The sequence below is a fragment of the Bacillus sp. NSP9.1 genome (assembly GCF_000465465.2).
GTDB classification, from domain to species: domain Bacteria; phylum Bacillota; class Bacilli; order Bacillales; family Bacillaceae; genus Bacillus; species Bacillus sonorensis_A.
The window spans coordinates 57,757-71,734 of sequence record NZ_CP048273.1; the positions used below are offsets into that span (position 1 = coordinate 57,757).

At 45.9% G+C, this 13,978-nt stretch carries 17 protein-coding genes, 1 tRNA gene, 1 other RNA gene, 2 pseudogenes and 1 other annotated feature; of the genes and pseudogenes, 12 read left to right on the top strand and 9 right to left on the bottom strand.

From position 1 onward, the window contains the following. The first annotated feature begins 12 nt into the window (after positions 1–12). The gene (locus tag M654_RS00330) at positions 13–501 is read left to right on the top strand and encodes a DinB family protein (RefSeq protein ID WP_026588414.1); all 489 of its coding nucleotides are present in this window, start codon (positions 13–15) and stop codon (positions 499–501) included. A 112-nt stretch (positions 502–613) separates the two neighbouring features. On the opposite strand, the pseudogene M654_RS00335 reads toward M654_RS00330, so the two are convergent. Next, positions 614–1,045: pseudogene (locus tag M654_RS00335) on the bottom strand (MOSC domain-containing protein); the annotation flags it as partial. Between the two features lie 173 nt (positions 1,046–1,218). Here M654_RS00335 and M654_RS00340 point away from each other — a divergent pair. The 4 genes and pseudogenes from M654_RS00340 to M654_RS00355 all read left to right on the top strand — a co-directional run bounded on the left by M654_RS00340 (position 1,219) and on the right by M654_RS00355 (position 2,172). Continuing rightward, entirely contained in the window at positions 1,219–1,527 is a 309-nt protein-coding gene (locus tag M654_RS00340) for a hypothetical protein (protein WP_236251178.1), read from the top strand. Then, positions 1,484–1,642: pseudogene (locus M654_RS00345) on the top strand (alkaline phosphatase); the annotation flags it as partial. The gene M654_RS00340 and the pseudogene M654_RS00345, both read left to right, overlap by 44 nt. After that, complete coding sequence (locus M654_RS00350; RefSeq protein WP_163170574.1) at positions 1,623–1,841, top strand: YaaL family protein; 219 nt, start codon at positions 1,623–1,625, stop codon at positions 1,839–1,841. The pseudogene M654_RS00345 and the gene M654_RS00350, both read left to right, overlap by 20 nt. 64 nt (positions 1,842–1,905) lie before the next feature. After that, positions 1,906–2,172, top strand: a complete 267-nt coding sequence (locus M654_RS00355) for a pro-sigmaK processing inhibitor BofA family protein (protein ID WP_026586113.1) — start codon at positions 1,906–1,908, stop codon at positions 2,170–2,172. A 317-nt stretch (positions 2,173–2,489) separates the two neighbouring features. Next, positions 2,490–2,910, top strand: a sequence feature (most likely nonfunctional fraction of RNA operon). Between the two features lie 277 nt (positions 2,911–3,187). On the opposite strand, the gene M654_RS00360 is transcribed toward M654_RS00355, so the two are convergent. The 7 genes from M654_RS00360 to tadA form a co-directional block, all read right to left on the bottom strand. Then, the gene (locus M654_RS00360) at positions 3,188–3,454 is read right to left on the bottom strand and encodes a pro-sigmaK processing inhibitor BofA family protein (RefSeq protein WP_026586113.1); all 267 of its coding nucleotides are present in this window, start codon (positions 3,452–3,454) and stop codon (positions 3,188–3,190) included. A 64-nt stretch (positions 3,455–3,518) separates the two neighbouring features. Beyond that, the gene (locus tag M654_RS00365) at positions 3,519–3,743 is read right to left on the bottom strand and encodes a YaaL family protein (RefSeq protein WP_026586112.1); all 225 of its coding nucleotides are present in this window, start codon (positions 3,741–3,743) and stop codon (positions 3,519–3,521) included. Positions 3,744–3,761: 18 nt separating this feature from the next. Then, positions 3,762–4,358, bottom strand: a complete 597-nt coding sequence (gene recR / locus M654_RS00370) for a recombination protein RecR (RefSeq protein WP_026586111.1) — start codon at positions 4,356–4,358, stop codon at positions 3,762–3,764. Between the two features lie 13 nt (positions 4,359–4,371). Beyond that, positions 4,372–4,695, bottom strand: a complete 324-nt coding sequence (locus tag M654_RS00375; protein ID WP_026586110.1) for a YbaB/EbfC family nucleoid-associated protein — start codon at positions 4,693–4,695, stop codon at positions 4,372–4,374. 26 nt (positions 4,696–4,721) lie between these two features. Further along, the gene (dnaX, locus tag M654_RS00380) at positions 4,722–6,425 is read right to left on the bottom strand and encodes a DNA polymerase III subunit gamma/tau (protein ID WP_026586109.1); all 1,704 of its coding nucleotides are present in this window, start codon (positions 6,423–6,425) and stop codon (positions 4,722–4,724) included. A 129-nt stretch (positions 6,426–6,554) separates the two neighbouring features. Next, positions 6,555–6,820: signal recognition particle sRNA large type (ffs, locus tag M654_RS00385), an RNA gene on the bottom strand. A gap of 83 nt (positions 6,821–6,903) precedes the next feature. Further along, complete coding sequence (gene tadA / locus M654_RS00390) at positions 6,904–7,389, bottom strand: tRNA adenosine(34) deaminase TadA (RefSeq protein ID WP_026586108.1); 486 nt, start codon at positions 7,387–7,389, stop codon at positions 6,904–6,906. 88 nt (positions 7,390–7,477) lie between these two features. On the opposite strand from tadA, the gene M654_RS00395 reads away from it, so the two are divergent. The 4 genes from M654_RS00395 (at position 7,478) to dck (ending at position 10,741) form a co-directional block, all read left to right on the top strand. Further along, on the top strand, positions 7,478–8,026 hold the full coding sequence (locus M654_RS00395; RefSeq protein ID WP_026586107.1) for a cysteine hydrolase family protein: 549 nt from the start codon (positions 7,478–7,480) through the stop codon (positions 8,024–8,026). Between the two features lie 37 nt (positions 8,027–8,063). Beyond that, positions 8,064–9,383: a glycosyl hydrolase family 18 protein gene (locus tag M654_RS00400; protein ID WP_035427951.1), complete on the top strand. Its 1,320-nt coding sequence runs from the start codon at positions 8,064–8,066 to the stop codon at positions 9,381–9,383. Positions 9,384–9,479: 96 nt separating this feature from the next. Then, a complete protein-coding gene (locus M654_RS00405) occupies positions 9,480–10,103 on the top strand; it encodes a deoxynucleoside kinase (RefSeq protein ID WP_026586105.1) in 624 nt (207 codons plus the stop codon). Beyond that, positions 10,100–10,741, top strand: coding sequence for a deoxyadenosine/deoxycytidine kinase (dck, locus tag M654_RS00410; RefSeq protein ID WP_026586104.1), 642 nt, complete (start codon positions 10,100–10,102; stop codon positions 10,739–10,741). Before M654_RS00405 ends, dck begins: the two co-directional genes overlap by 4 nt. Before the next feature lie 131 nt (positions 10,742–10,872). On the opposite strand, the gene M654_RS00415 is transcribed toward dck, so the two are convergent. Further along, positions 10,873–10,965 (bottom strand) — tRNA-Ser (locus M654_RS00415). Between the two features lie 184 nt (positions 10,966–11,149). Between M654_RS00415 and M654_RS00420 the strand changes: the two genes are divergently transcribed. The 3 genes from M654_RS00420 (at position 11,150) to M654_RS00430 (ending at position 13,978) form a co-directional block, all read left to right on the top strand. Further along, the gene (locus M654_RS00420; RefSeq protein ID WP_236251179.1) at positions 11,150–11,428 is read left to right on the top strand and encodes an SMI1/KNR4 family protein; all 279 of its coding nucleotides are present in this window, start codon (positions 11,150–11,152) and stop codon (positions 11,426–11,428) included. 73 nt (positions 11,429–11,501) lie between these two features. Further along, the gene (locus M654_RS00425; RefSeq protein ID WP_026586103.1) at positions 11,502–12,620 is read left to right on the top strand and encodes a CdaR family transcriptional regulator; all 1,119 of its coding nucleotides are present in this window, start codon (positions 11,502–11,504) and stop codon (positions 12,618–12,620) included. A gap of 89 nt (positions 12,621–12,709) precedes the next feature. Further along, positions 12,710–13,978 (top strand): GntP family permease, encoded by a 1,269-nt coding sequence (locus M654_RS00430; RefSeq protein WP_026586102.1) that lies wholly within the window; start codon positions 12,710–12,712, stop codon positions 13,976–13,978.

The following is a 13,978-nucleotide window of genomic DNA, read 5'->3' on the forward strand; positions in this document are numbered from 1 at the left end:
GGGGGATTCACGATGAGCATTTTTAATGAAGCGAGAAAAGAACTTTGGAGCGAACTTCAAGGCCTGTCAGATGAGGATTTGAATAAAAGGCCGGCAGAGGAAGAATGGAGCGTTCAAGAAGTGCTGGATCATTTGAAAAAGATCGATTTGATGGCCGCTCATTTGTTCAAAGAAAAAATTCAGCATGCACCGATCAAAACAATAGAAGAAAAGCCCGTCAAGATCGCGGAGGAGCGAAGCCCTAAACGAAAAGCGCCTCAACATGTCGAGCCTGAAAGAAAAAACACAGATTTGTTAACGATCAAGGCTGAGCTGGACAATGTCAGAACACAGCTGACCTCCGTCATCGCCGCCTTTCAGGAAGAAGATTTTCAGCGGGTATTGCCTCATCCGGTCTTTAAAGAACTGACGGTCAGGCAATGGATCGATTTTATCGGTCATCATGAAAAACGGCATATTCAGCAAATCCAGGAAATCAAACAGAAATTGGGGCGTGATTGAAACCTCTCCGCTGTCTAAAGAGGCCTTGGCATCGGAACGATTTTCACAGCTGCTGACAAGGGAATCGCCGAAATGCTCCAGGAGACCCTTTTTCAAGGGTCTCCTGCTTCGGCTATGCAAATGACCTGGCGTCACCCTTTACCGCATTAGGCGAATAGGACCATACTTCCGCATGATCACCTTGAAAAATAAGGCCCGGGCGTTCGACAACGCAGACGATTCCTCTTCTGCCCATCGCATGACGCACAAATCGGGAAGCAAGCTCCGGCTTGTCCGGAAACTGTTGCTGAATGACTTCCCCGGGCTGAATGCACGGTTCGTTTTCACCTTCGCATAAAAGTGCGGCCCCGCTCGGAAAGATCAATCGGCTTCCCTCTCTCAAGGATGTCAAATGAGGCAGGCCGCTCAAGGCGATATTGGCTCCGAGCCATTCGGGCAAAACGGCGGGAACGCCGAGCTTTTCAGCCATCACCAGACATTCCTCGACTGAGACGATCGAAATCTGCCTTCTGTTAAAAATCTCCGTCCCCTTTTGATACATCGGCGGTGTATTCGTCATTGAAACCCTTTCTGTCATTCTGCACAAAATCAATGGACAAAGCGGTTCCATTGAAAAAGTGGATGAAAGCGCCCGCCTGCTCGGAGAAATGGTCGAACGGATGAACGGGATGATCAAGCGGTTTAAACTGTGATGTTTCAATGAAATGGGAGGTTTTCATGTTGACAGCAAATTTGAAAAGAGGACTGTTTGCGCTCGTCTTGTTCGGCCTGCTGTTCGCCGCAGCGGGGTGCTCGTTCAATACTGTGCAAAAGAGTGCTGAAAAAGAGGAAAAAGTAAAGCTGACTGCCGATTCTGACAAATTATATGTCGGCTTTGCGATCGACACGCTGAAAGAAGAGCGCTGGTACAAAGACAAAGCGGCATTTGAAAAAGAGGTGGAAACCCTCGGCGGAGAAGTCAAAACGCTCGCGGCAAACGGGAATCAAGATGACGAAAAAATCGATTCAGACGCTGTCCAAGGATAAAGACGGTTTCTTCTTATTCGTTGAAGGCAGCAAGCCGGACTGGGCGGCGCATCAAAATGATCCGATCGGCATCATCAGCGATGTCCTGGCATTTGATGACGCGGTCAAAGAAGCTTAGAAAAGAATTTGATAACAAGCTGGTTGAACAGCTGATGCAGCAAAAAGAGGAATGGAACAGGCAACAGCGGCTGATTGAAAACAGCCTTGAGCCTTCCGCTGAAGTCCTCTACGAGTTGAAAGTAGCTGAAGCAAAGTACTTTTTTTATTTGCGGGAAGCCAAAAAAAGAAACTTAAGAATCGGCGGATGGAAGTAGCAGGTCTATTTACGTGAATCTCTTCATATGCTTGTACTAGAAAAGGTGAGGAGTGAGAGAGTTCGTGGGATCTGTTATCATTATCGGGGCAATTGCGGCTTTGGTTGCCCTGCTGTTTTTTTCAAAGACCGCCTTTAAACCTTTAAAATGGATCGGGACGATTGCCGTTCGATTGATCATCGGCGCCCTGTTGTTGTTTTGTGTAAATCTGTTTGGAGAAAGCATTGGCATTCATGTGCCGATTAATATTGTGACAACGGGGGTCAGCGGATTATTAGGTGTACCGGGGGTAGCGGCTCTCATCGTAATTAAACAATTTATCGCTGTTTAAATTATTGTTGACATCTGTTCTTAAAGGTGTTAAATTTATATTCGTCGCTAATGACGAATTATTTTTTTTTTTGAAAAAAGTTATTGACGACACATCAGATTGATGTTAATATATTATAGTCGCTTCGAGAGAGGCAACGAAGTTCTTTGAAAACTAAACAAGACAAAACGTACCTGTTCATTCATTTTTATAAATCGCACATGCGAGTGTGCGTAGTCATTATCAAACAGGCCTGCACGATGCAGGTCACACAGACTCATCTGTGTTCCATTTATGGAGAGTTTGATCCTGGCTCAGGACGAACGCTGGCGGCGTGCCTAATACATGCAAGTCGAGCGGACCGATGGGAGCTTGCTCCCTGAGGTTAGCGGCGGACGGGTGAGTAACACGTGGGTAACCTGCCTGTAAGACTGGGATAACTCCGGGAAACCGGGGCTAATACCGGATGCTTGATTGAACCGCATGGTTCAATCATAAAAGATGGCTTCGGCTATCACTTACAGATGGACCCGCGGCGCATTAGCTAGTTGGTGAGGTAATGGCTCACCAAGGCGACGATGCGTAGCCGAAGCCATCTTTTATGATTGAACCATGCGGTTCAATCAAGCATCCGGTATTAGCCCCGGTTTCCCGGAGTTATCCCAGTCTTACAGGCAGGTTACCCACGTGTTACTCACCCGTCCGCCGCTAACCTCAGGGAGCAAGCTCCCGTCGGTCCGCTCGACTTGCATGTATTAGGCACGCCGCCAGCGTTCGTCCTGAGCCAGGATCAAACTCTCCATGAAAAGTTTGATAATGACTACGCACATTCGCATGTGCGATTTATAAAAATGAATTAACAGGTACGTTTTGTCTTGTTTAGTTTTCAAAGAACTTCGTTGCCTCTCTCGAAGCGACTATAATATATTAACATCAATCTGATGTGTCGTCAATAACTTTTTTCAAAAAAAAAAATAATTCGTCATTAGCGACGAATATAAATTTAACACCTTTAAGAACAGATGTCAACAATAATTTAAACAGCGATAAATTGTTTAATTACGATGAGAGCCGCTACCCCCGGTACACCTAATAATCCGCTGACCCCCGTTGTCACAATATTAATCGGCACATGAATGCCAATGCTTTCTCCAAACAGATTTACACAAAACAACAACAGGGCGCCGATGATCAATCGAACGGCAATCGTCCCGATCCATTTTAAAGGTTTAAAGGCGGTCTTTGAAAAAAACAGCAGGGCAACCAAAGCCGCAATTGCCCCGATAATGATAACAGATCCCATGAACTCTCTCACTCCTCACCTTTTCTAGTACAAGCATATGAAGAGATTCACGTAAATAGACCTGCTACTTCCATCCGCCGATTCTTAAGTTTCTTTTTTTGGCTTCCCGCAAATAAAAAAAGTACTTTGCTTCAGCTACTTTCAACTCGTAGAGGACTTCAGCGGAAGGCTCAAGGCTGTTTTCAATCAGCCGCTGTTGCCTGTTCCATTCTTCTTTTTGCTGCATCAGCTGTTCAACCAGCTTGTTATCAAATTCTTTTCTAAGCTTCTTTTTCCGAAGAAAACCCATGGTCTTGCAATCCTCCCTCTACATTTCACGTCTGCCTTCTAGCGCTTTAGAAAGAGTGACTTCATCTGCATATTCCAAATCGCCGCCGACCGGAAGTCCATGGGCAATGCGGGACAGCTTGATGCCAGATGGCTTTAAAAGCCTCGAAATGTACATGGCAGTTGCTTCTCCTTCTATATTTGGGTTTGTGGCGAGAATCACTTCAGTTACTTGATCATCCTGCAATCGCTTCAGCAATTCGGGAATTTTAATATCTTCCGGTCCAATGCCATCCATCGGAGAAATTGCACCATGCAGCACATGGTACAAGCCTTCGTATTCCTTCATTTTTTCCATGGCAATGACATCTTTTGGATCCTGAACAACACATATGACCGATTTGTCTCTTCTCGTATCTTCGCAAATATAGCAGGGATCTTGATCCGTTATGTGGCCGCATATCGAACAATATGTCAAATTGCGCTTTGCGTTTACCAATGCCTTTGCAAAATCTAACACAACATCTTCTTTCATACTGAGAACAAAAAAAGCCAGACGGACCGCCGTTTTGGGTCCGATTCCTGGCAATTTCATAAAGCTGTCAATCAGCTTTGATATTGGTTCAGGATACTGCATTCTTATTTTCCTCCTAGAATAAACCCGGCATGTTCATCCCTTTTGTAAACTTACCCATTGTTTCATTTGTCACTTCGTCAACTTTTTTCAAAGCGTCGTTTGTCGCTGCAAGGACGAGATCTTGAAGCATTTCTACATCGTCAGGGTCGACGGCTTCTTCGTTAATGATTACATCGATGACTTCTTTTTGACCGTTCACTTTAACGGTGACCATTCCTCCGCCTGCTGTGCCTTCAAGCACCTTTTCAGCCAGTTCTTCCTGTGCCTTTTGCATATCCTTTTGCATTTTTTGCATTTGCTTCATCATTTTTTGCATATTTCCCATTCCACCGCGCATACTGATCATCCACTCTCTTTCATGTTTTATTCTTTAATTTCAATCAATTCCGCCCCAACGAGCTTTTTCGCTTCTGCTATGAGCGGATCTTCTTCTTTTGATTCATTCGCTTCTGTGTCTTCCTGCTGATGATCTTGCAAAAATTCTTTTCTTATTTTACCCCATTGGGCTTCAGGAACGCCAACTATATCTATTCTGTGGCCGAGCATTCCCTCCAATATGTGCTCGAGGTTTGTTCGGACTCCATTATTATCCTCGGCAACCATTTTGCAATGGATTTCATATTTAAACGAAAGAACAAATGCCTTGGAAGACGACGCCACCGGCTCGCTGTCATTTAAAAGAGCGGCGTGCGACACCTTATTTTGCTGTTTGAGCTGAGCAAGCAGCTCTCCCCAGAAGCCCTTTAATTTTTCGAGGTCCGCCCTTGTGGCGTCTTTTAAAATTTCATGGATGCGACCGACAGGCGCCTTATATCCGTTTTTCGCGCTTTTGTGAGGACGGGGCGCTTCCTTCGGCTGACTTGGAGCCGCGGAAACCTGTATCCCCGATGTTTTGAGCCTTTCAATTTCCTGTTCAAGAAGGCGGACCTTGTTGACGAGGTTTTCCACCTCCGGCTGCCCCGCTGAAGGCGCCTCCGCTTTTGCCGCTCCTTGGCAGAGCTTCACAACCGCAACCTCAAAAAAGATGCGCGGATGATTCGTCCATTTCATTTCCTGGTGACTTTTATTTAAAATATCAATCATTTCATAAAGAGCAGGCGCCGGAATTTGACGGGAGAGGCTTCGGAACTCTTCGTCAACTTTCACCTTTTCAAGCACGCCTTCTAAGTCGGGCGCGGTTTGATAGAGAAGCATATCCCGGAAATAGAAGATCATATCCTCGATCAGCTTTGCCGGGTCTTTCCCCTGTTGCAGCAGTTCGTTCAGTGTCTCTAACGCGCCGGAAACATTTTTTTCATAAAGCGAATTCGCCAGTTTTCCTATATAATGCTGAGACACGGCTCCCGTGATCAGCAAGGCATCATCGATCGTAAGCTCCTCGCCGCTGAAGGATATCGCTTGATCCAGAAGGCTTAAAGCATCCCTCATTCCTCCGTCTGCTGCTCCGGCAATGATTTCCAAGGCGCCTTCCTCCACCTTGAACTGCTCCGTTTCAACGATTTTGTTCATTCGTCCGACAATCGCCTGGGACGTGATTCTTTTAAAGTCAAAACGCTGACATCGAGAAATAATGGTTAAAGGGATTTTATGAGGCTCTGTCGTTGCGAGAATAAAAATACAATGCTCAGGCGGTTCTTCAAGTGTTTTAAGAAGTGCGTTAAATGCGCCAATAGAAAGCATATGTACTTCATCTATGATATATACTTTATACGTCACAGCGGACGGGGCAAATTTGACTTTATCGCGAATGTCGCGTATTTCATCCACACCGTTGTTGGATGCGGCATCGATTTCGATTACGTCTGAAATCGCACCGTTTGTAATGCCTTTGCACGCGGAACATTCGTTACACGGTTCACTGACTGGAGCATGCTCGCAGTTGACCGCTTTGGCAAACAGTTTTGCAGCGCTTGTCTTTCCCGTTCCCCTCGGTCCGGAAAACAAGTAAGCGTGCGAAAATTTCTTTTGTAAAAGGGCATTTTGCAACGTTTTCGTGATGTGCTCCTGACCGACTACATCTTCAAATAACTGCGGCCTGAACACTCTGTATAAAGCCTGGTAACTCACAAATACGCCCTCCTCTTGATATCTTCAACTTTATTATACATGAAGCGGCTTTCAATTCCAAAAGCTCTTCTTAAGAAAAAAACTCATCTATCTTTAAATAGATGAGTCTTTAATTTGATGATTGATTTACCGTGCACCTTCTGTCGATTCGCTACCCTAAGCGTTACTTAAGCAGTTAGCTCAGCCCAGGCAACCCTGCGGCACATGGAAGGTTCCACTTAATGCTGCTTCCTTCCGGACCTGACATGGTTCATGGATTCCCATTGCGCAGGACCCAAGCGTCAACACCACTTGCTTAAGGCAGACCTTAAAGTAAACGAACCTCGAGAAAGGAGTTCGGCCTCGCTCGAGCGGATTGCGAGTACAGGGCACCGCTACCTCCCCGCTTAGCACGGCAAAATAAATATCAAATTATCATGCGTCTGCTTGTGACGCACTCATTAGTATAACTTGTTTCATCCTAAATTGCAAATATCCGTCATTGCGGTTTGTTTTGCTTTTCCGCTTTCTTTTTTGCGCGAAGACGCTGGAAAAAATCGCTGAGCAGCCGGCCGCATTCCTCTTCCATTACACCGCTGACCACTTCTGCCTGATGATTAAACCGCTCCTCCTCAAGAAGGTTCATTAAAGTACCTGCACAGCCGCCTTTTGGGTCGAATGCGCCGAATACTACTTTATCGATCCGGGAAAGCACAGCCGCTCCGGCACACATCGGACAGGGCTCAAGCGTCACGTAAAGCACCGCTCTTTCAAGCCGCCAGGTTCCCAGCTTCCTGCACGCTTCGTCAATGACAAGCATCTCCGCGTGTGCAAGCGACCTTTGTTCCGTCTCCCTTAAGTTATGGGCACGGGCAATGATTTCGCCATCCAGAACCAGCACGGCGCCGATCGGCACCTCTCCTTTTTCTTCAGCTTTTTTCGCTTCGCGGATCGCTTCCTTCATATAAAGCTCGTCTTGTGTCATCTGCATGCACTCTTTCAATGTTTTTTCCCCATCAAGAAAGGCTAACATATAGAAATGAAATATGAACCTGAAAGGAGACAAAGCGGCCTTGTCCACTTCAGATACCGCACTCATTATTGTAGACATCATCAATGATTTTCATTTCGATATGGGTCACACACTTTCCAAAAAAACGGAGGAGATAGCCGACAATATTCTGGCTCTAAAAAAACATGCCGAACATATCAATTGGCCTATCATCTACATTAATGACCATTTCGGAATTTGGCAAGCGGATATTGCTGCCATTATAAAGAAATGCAAGAATGGCAAAAGTGAAAACATCATTAAACAGCTCGCGCCCACAGAAAGCGACTATTTTTTAATCAAGCCGAAACACTCGGCCTTTTACGGAACCGCTCTTGAAACATTATTAAATGAACTTCATATCAATCATTTAATCATTACGGGAATCGCCGGCAATATTTGCGTACTTTTCACAGCAAATGACGCCTATATGCGTGAATATAAAATCACGATCCCTCGCGATTGCATTGCTTCAAATCATGAAAAAGATAACCGATATGCAGTGACGATGATGGAGAATGTCCTGTTTGCCAATATCACCACCGCCCAAAATCTCATGAGGAAAACTTAGAGCATGAAACACTTCCTTTCCTCATATATTGGTAGCAATGAGAAAGGAGGCGTTTTCCATTCAGATTTATGTCGTGCAAAGAGGCGATACCCTATATAGAATTGCGAACCGGTACAGGACGACGGTCAATGAAATTGTCGAAACAAATGAAATTCCCAATCCAAATCGGCTTGTGGTCGGACAAACCATCGTCATCCCGATTGCCGGCCAATTTTATGAAGTCAGACAAGGAGATACACTGGCATCGATTGCGGCGCGCTTTAATATCCCCCCTGCTGAACTGGCCAGAATCAACCGCATTCTGATCACCGCCGTTTTGCCTGTCGGAATACTGCTGTACATCCCTCCGCGGCCAAAGCGGAACATCGAATCAAACGCTTATATAGAACCCCGCGGAGAAACGGTCAGCCCCGCTCTTCAGCAGGCGGCAAGAGAGGCGGTGCCATACCTGACATATCTCGGCGCTTTCAGCTTTCAGGCAAAACGGGACGGCACACTTGAAGAACCGCCGCTCAACGGTTTAAAAGAAATTGCCGACAGACAGCGGACGACCATGATGATGATTGTGACCAATCTTGAAAATGAAGCATTCAGCGCTGAGCTCGGCAGGATCATCTTGAGGGACGAGAATGTCAAAAACAGATTGCTGAATAACATTGTGGCCGCCGCCAGGAGATACGGTTTCAAAGACATTCATTTTGACTTTGAATACTTAAGGCCGGAGGATAGAGAAGCATATAATCAATTTCTTCGGGAAGCCCGGGATCGTTTCAGACGGGAAGGTTGGTTGATCTCAACCGCCCTCGCGCCGAAAACAAGAGCCGATCAGCCGGGACAATGGTATGAAGCCCACGACTACCGGGCGCACGGTCAAATTGTCGATTTTGTCGTGCTGATGACATATGAATGGGGGTACAGCGGAGGTCCGCCAATGGCGGTGTCGCCGATCGGGCCTGTACGGGATGTTATCGAGTACGCGCTCACAGAAATGCCCGCCAATAAAATTGTCATGGGACAAAACCTGTACGGCTATGATTGGACTCTTCCGTATACTCCCGGAGGGGAATTGGCCAGAGCCATCAGTCCGCAGCAGGCGATACAAATCGCAAGCGAAAATAATGCGGCCATATCGTTTGACGAAACAGCCCAGGCACCCTTTTTCCGCTATACAGACAAAGCGGGCAAGCGGCATGAAGTCTGGTTTGAAGATGCGAGATCCATCCAGGCGAAATTCGATTTGATCAAAGAATTAAACTTAAGAGGAATCAGCTATTGGAAGCTCGGCCTGTCATTCCCGCAGAACTGGCTTTTGCTTGGTGATCAATTTAACATTGTGAAAAGGACGTTCCCAAGTTAACGGAACGTTTTTTTCATGTCGAAAGAGGATGATGTGATACAATATGAATGGTTAAAATCAAAAGCAAACGACTTTTCTAAAAGTAGGAGGACATCTATGAATACAGCCCCTTTCATCGCTGTCGAAGGTCCCATCGGGGCGGGAAAAACAACATTGGCCTGCATGCTTTCAGAAACACTCTCATTGTCACTAGTCAAAGAAATTGTCGAAGAGAACCCTTTTCTAGACAAATTTTACGAGGATAAAGATGAGTGGAGCTTTCAGCTGGAAATGTTTTTCCTCTGCAATCGCTATAAGCAGCTTGAAGATACCGAGAAAAAGTATTTACATAACAACAAGCCCGTCATCTCGGATTACCATATTTATAAAAACCTGATTTTTGCGGAGCGGACACTGGACGGCCAAAAGCTGGAGAAATACAGAAAAATTTACGGGCTCTTGACAGAGGATTTGCCGAAACCGAACATGATCATCTATATCCGGGCAAGCCTTCCGACATTGTTAAAGCGGATCAAAAAGCGCGGACGGCCGTTTGAACAGCAAATGGACAAGCATTATTTGGAGCAGCTGATCAAGGATTATGACGCTGCGATCAGACACATCAAAGAAGCCGATCCATCGCTGCCCATTATCGAAATCAATGGAGATCAAGAAGATTTTGTTTTATCGGAAGCCGTTTTTAAGCGGATTGCCGATCAAGTAAAGGAGTATATTCGATGAGTGTACATCATATTCCAAGTGACGCCATTATTACTGTTGCAGGAACGGTAGGAGTCGGGAAATCGACTTTAACAAAAGAGCTGGCAAAAAGACTCGGATTTAAAACATCTCTTGAAGAAGTGGTAAACAACCCTTATTTGGAAGCTTTTTATCATGACTTTGAACGCTGGAGCTTTCATTTACAGATTTTCTTTTTGGCGGAACGCTTTAAAGAACAGAAATATATTTTTGAATCAGGCGGCGGCTTTGTCCAAGACCGTTCGATTTATGAAGACACAGGGATTTTCGCCAAGATGCACGCCGATAAAGGAACAATGTCAAAAGTCGACTATAAGACCTATACAAGCCTGTTCGAAGCGATGGTCATGACACCGTACTTCCCCCGCCCTGACGTCTTAGTATATTTGGAGGGCGATTTGGAATCAATTCTCGACCGCATCCAAAAACGCGGAAGGGAGATGGAACTGCAGACTGACCGATCTTACTGGAAGGAAATGTACACAAGGTACGAAAACTGGATCAGCGGCTTTAATGCCTGCCCTGTCGTAAGGGTCAATATCGACGACTACGATCTGTTCAACAATTCCGCCTCACTAGACCCGATCATTGAAAAAATAAGCGAAGCCATTCAAAGATAGACATCAAAAAAAGAGCGGTTTTTTTCCGCTCTTTTCCTGAAAAATATACAAAAAAACCGCCGCCCTATCCAGGCAGCGGCAACACAATCTCCAATTTATGCTTAGTCAATCACTAAAATGCAAATCAATAATGGCGGAGGAAGAGGGATTCGAACCCCCGCGGGCTTTGACACCCCTGTCGGTTTTCAAGACCGATCCCTTCAGCCAGACTTGGGTATTCCTCCGTATCGACAAGAATTAATATAACATGTCCTATCTTTTTAAGTCAAGGGATTTTTTAATAAAAAATTTATTTTATTGTTCACCCTTCTCATTATATGCAAAAATGATGATAAACGCAAAGGGCGATGGCATTGTGGAAACATTTTATAAGTCGTTTGCCTCAAGCTTACACGCTGAACAGACCTATTGAAACAGAAAACAGAAGAACTCCTCGGCGTCTCTTTCCCTGATGAACTGGTCAGCCTCTTAAAAATGACAGATGGGATCAATGATACATTCGGGGATCATCTCATTTGGCCTGCAGACAGAATAATAGAAGAGAATCGAGACCTGAGAGGTACCGACTGTTTTAAGCCGTTTGATTATCTGTTATTTATAGCAGATGCGGGCAATGGCGATTTATTTGCTTATTCTATTTTAAACGGCTCCATATCATATAGACGACAGACGAAATATCGGTCTTAAAGCCATTCATAAAAGGCCGGATCGGCGGAACAATCACCATTTAAAAAACGATCTTAGGCGGGAGCATGATGAAATGAATTACCTATCAAAAGAATTGGCGGCGGAAATTGTCGACAGAACCATGTCGATTATTCGGCACAACATTAATATGATGGATGAAAACGGGGTTATCATCGCTTCAGGAGACCGCTCGAGAATCGGTGATGAACACGCTGGAGCGAAGGATGCACTTGCAGCTGAAAAGGTTATCAGCATTACGCCTGAAGAATGCTCGGCTTTAACGGGCACAAAACCCGGCGTTAACCTTCCCATCGTATTTCATGATGAAATAATCGGCGTTATTGGAATCACGGGGCCGCCTGCTGAAGTCAGCCGTTATGGGGAACTTGTTAAAATGGCGGCGGAGCTTACTGTCGAACAGGCATTTTTAACAAAACAGCTGACATGGGATCAAAGGCTTCGCGAAGAAACGGTCATCCAAATGATTCAGGGGGCTGATCTAGCATCCCTTGACTTCCTTGAACGAGCGGAGCGATTGAACATACCGCTAGACGGCCAGCGTACTTGTCTTGTGTTTGAACTGCCATCAGCTGATATGAAACCGGCATTTATTAAAAAACTTGAAAAGCATTTAACCGCGAAAGATTTGTACGCCAATATTTCTTTAAAAGAGATCGCAGTTATTCTGGCAAGCGTCCCCACTAAAAGCAGGTCAGAGCTCTTTTCATCTTGGAACAGCTGGCTCAGCCAATGGAAAACGATCAGAGGCGCGCTTGGCGAGCAGGCGGATCAGCTTCAGCAGCTGCCATTTTCCTATCAAAGTGCAAAACAAACGCTCAAGATTGCTAAAAACAGTTGTCGTTTATTCGATTATCGAGAGTTTGCGATTCCTGTTTTATTATCAAAGATAGAGCATCCTGATCAGGAGATTCATTTTCGAAACATCTGGGATCACCTTTCCCAAGCAGATCAAAAAGGCGAATTAATCCATACCCTCCTCTGCTACATAGAAGAAAACGGCGAAATTGGGGAAACTTCATCAAGACTCTTTATTCACCGCAACACATTAAACTACCGGTTGAGAAAGGTTGAAATAGCGACAGGGTGCAATCCAAAACGGTTTGACGACCTATTCAAACTGTATACAGCCATTACGCTTTTTTCACCCTTTTGTGCAAATGAACAATTTTAATATAGGATAAAAGAACGAAATCCGTATACCTGACCAATTCTCCCCTACCCAGAAAGCGTTTACAATTGGACGTAAGGGAGGGTATGCACATGGATATTCAAATCAATGCAATAGGCGCCTTATGCGCATTAGCCATATCAATCTTTCTCATTCTGAAAAAAGTCCCACCGGCTTACGGCATGATGATCGGCGCATTGACCGGAGGCTTAATCGGCGGCGCAGATTTAATAGAGACGACGGATTTGATGATAGCAGGTGCTAAAAACATGATTCCTGCGGTGCTCCGCATCTTGGCGGCAGGCGTGCTCGCCGGCGTTCTGATTCAATCCGGCTCCGCAGCAGTGATTGCGGAAACCATTGTCAATAAGATCGGAGAAAAAAGGGCGCTGCTTGCCTTAACATTGGCAACGGCCATCTTAACAACGGTCGGCGTATTTGTTGATGTCGCTGTCATCACAGTCGCTCCGATTGCCCTGGCGATCGCGAGACGGACCTTTATTAGCAAAGCGGCCATTCTGTTGGCAATGATCGGCGGGGGGAAAGCGGGCAATATCATGTCGCCAAACCCTAATGCCATTGCCGCTTCAGATGCCTTTCACGTCCCTTTGACATCCGTGATGGCCGCCGGGATCATTCCCGCTGTTTTCGGATTGTGCGCCACTTACTTGCTGGCAAAACGCCTTTCAAATAAAGGAACAAAAGTGGCTGCAAATGAGATTGAAACCCAAACGGCTCAACACCTGCCGGCATTTTGGGCGGCGCTCAGCGGTCCGGTGGTGTCCATCCTGTTGCTCGCCTTAAGGCCTGCAGCAGGAATTACGATTGATCCGATTATCGCTCTGCCGGCGGGAGGCCTCGTCACTGCGATCGCATCGGGACAAGCGGGCAAACTGAAGGATTTTGCCGCTTCAGGACTGTCGAAAATGTCAGGCGTTGCCGTGATGCTGATCGGGACTGGAACCCTTGCAGGAATCATTGCCAACTCCAAACTCAATTCTTTCATTACCGACACCCTTGTCGGCTTGGGTCTGCCGTCGTTTCTCTTAGCTCCGATTTCAGGCATGCTGATGTCCATGGCGACAGCTTCCACAACAGCAGGTACCGCAGTTGCCAGCAGTGTATTCGGTCCGACTCTGCTTGACCTTGGCGTCGCCGGCCTCGCAGGGGCGGCGATGATACACGCCGGAGCTACCGTACTTGATCACATGCCCCACGGAAGTTTCTTTCATGCGACAGGCGGCAGTGTATTCATGGCGATGAAAGAACGGCTCAAACTGATTCCGTACGAATCCCTCATCGGCTTGATTTTAACGATCATCTCAACCTTGATTTTTGGCATTTTTCAATTCTTTATTTAA

Bases quoted from the DNA above. Each gene is read 5' to 3' on its own strand.
- M654_RS00330 (WP_026588414.1), top strand. From the start codon at position 13: ATGAGCATTTTTAATGAAGCGAGAAAAGAACTTTGGAGCGAACTTCAA.
- M654_RS00340 (WP_236251178.1), top strand. From the start codon at position 1,219: ATGTTGACAGCAAATTTGAAAAGAGGACTGTTTGCGCTCGTCTTGTTC.
- M654_RS00350 (WP_163170574.1), top strand. From the start codon at position 1,623: ATGACGCGGTCAAAGAAGCTTAGAAAAGAATTTGATAACAAGCTGGTT.
- M654_RS00360 (WP_026586113.1), bottom strand. From the start codon at position 3,454: ATGGGATCTGTTATCATTATCGGGGCAATTGCGGCTTTGGTTGCCCTG.
- M654_RS00365 (WP_026586112.1), bottom strand. From the start codon at position 3,743: ATGGGTTTTCTTCGGAAAAAGAAGCTTAGAAAAGAATTTGATAACAAG.
- recR (WP_026586111.1), bottom strand. From the start codon at position 4,358: ATGCAGTATCCTGAACCAATATCAAAGCTGATTGACAGCTTTATGAAA.
- M654_RS00375 (WP_026586110.1), bottom strand. From the start codon at position 4,695: ATGCGCGGTGGAATGGGAAATATGCAAAAAATGATGAAGCAAATGCAA.
- tadA (WP_026586108.1), bottom strand. From the start codon at position 7,389: ATGACACAAGACGAGCTTTATATGAAGGAAGCGATCCGCGAAGCGAAA.
- M654_RS00400 (WP_035427951.1), top strand. From the start codon at position 8,064: ATGAGAAAGGAGGCGTTTTCCATTCAGATTTATGTCGTGCAAAGAGGC.
- M654_RS00405 (WP_026586105.1), top strand. From the start codon at position 9,480: ATGAATACAGCCCCTTTCATCGCTGTCGAAGGTCCCATCGGGGCGGGA.
- dck (WP_026586104.1), top strand. From the start codon at position 10,100: ATGAGTGTACATCATATTCCAAGTGACGCCATTATTACTGTTGCAGGA.
- M654_RS00425 (WP_026586103.1), top strand. From the start codon at position 11,502: ATGAATTACCTATCAAAAGAATTGGCGGCGGAAATTGTCGACAGAACC.
- M654_RS00430 (WP_026586102.1), top strand. From the start codon at position 12,710: ATGGATATTCAAATCAATGCAATAGGCGCCTTATGCGCATTAGCCATA.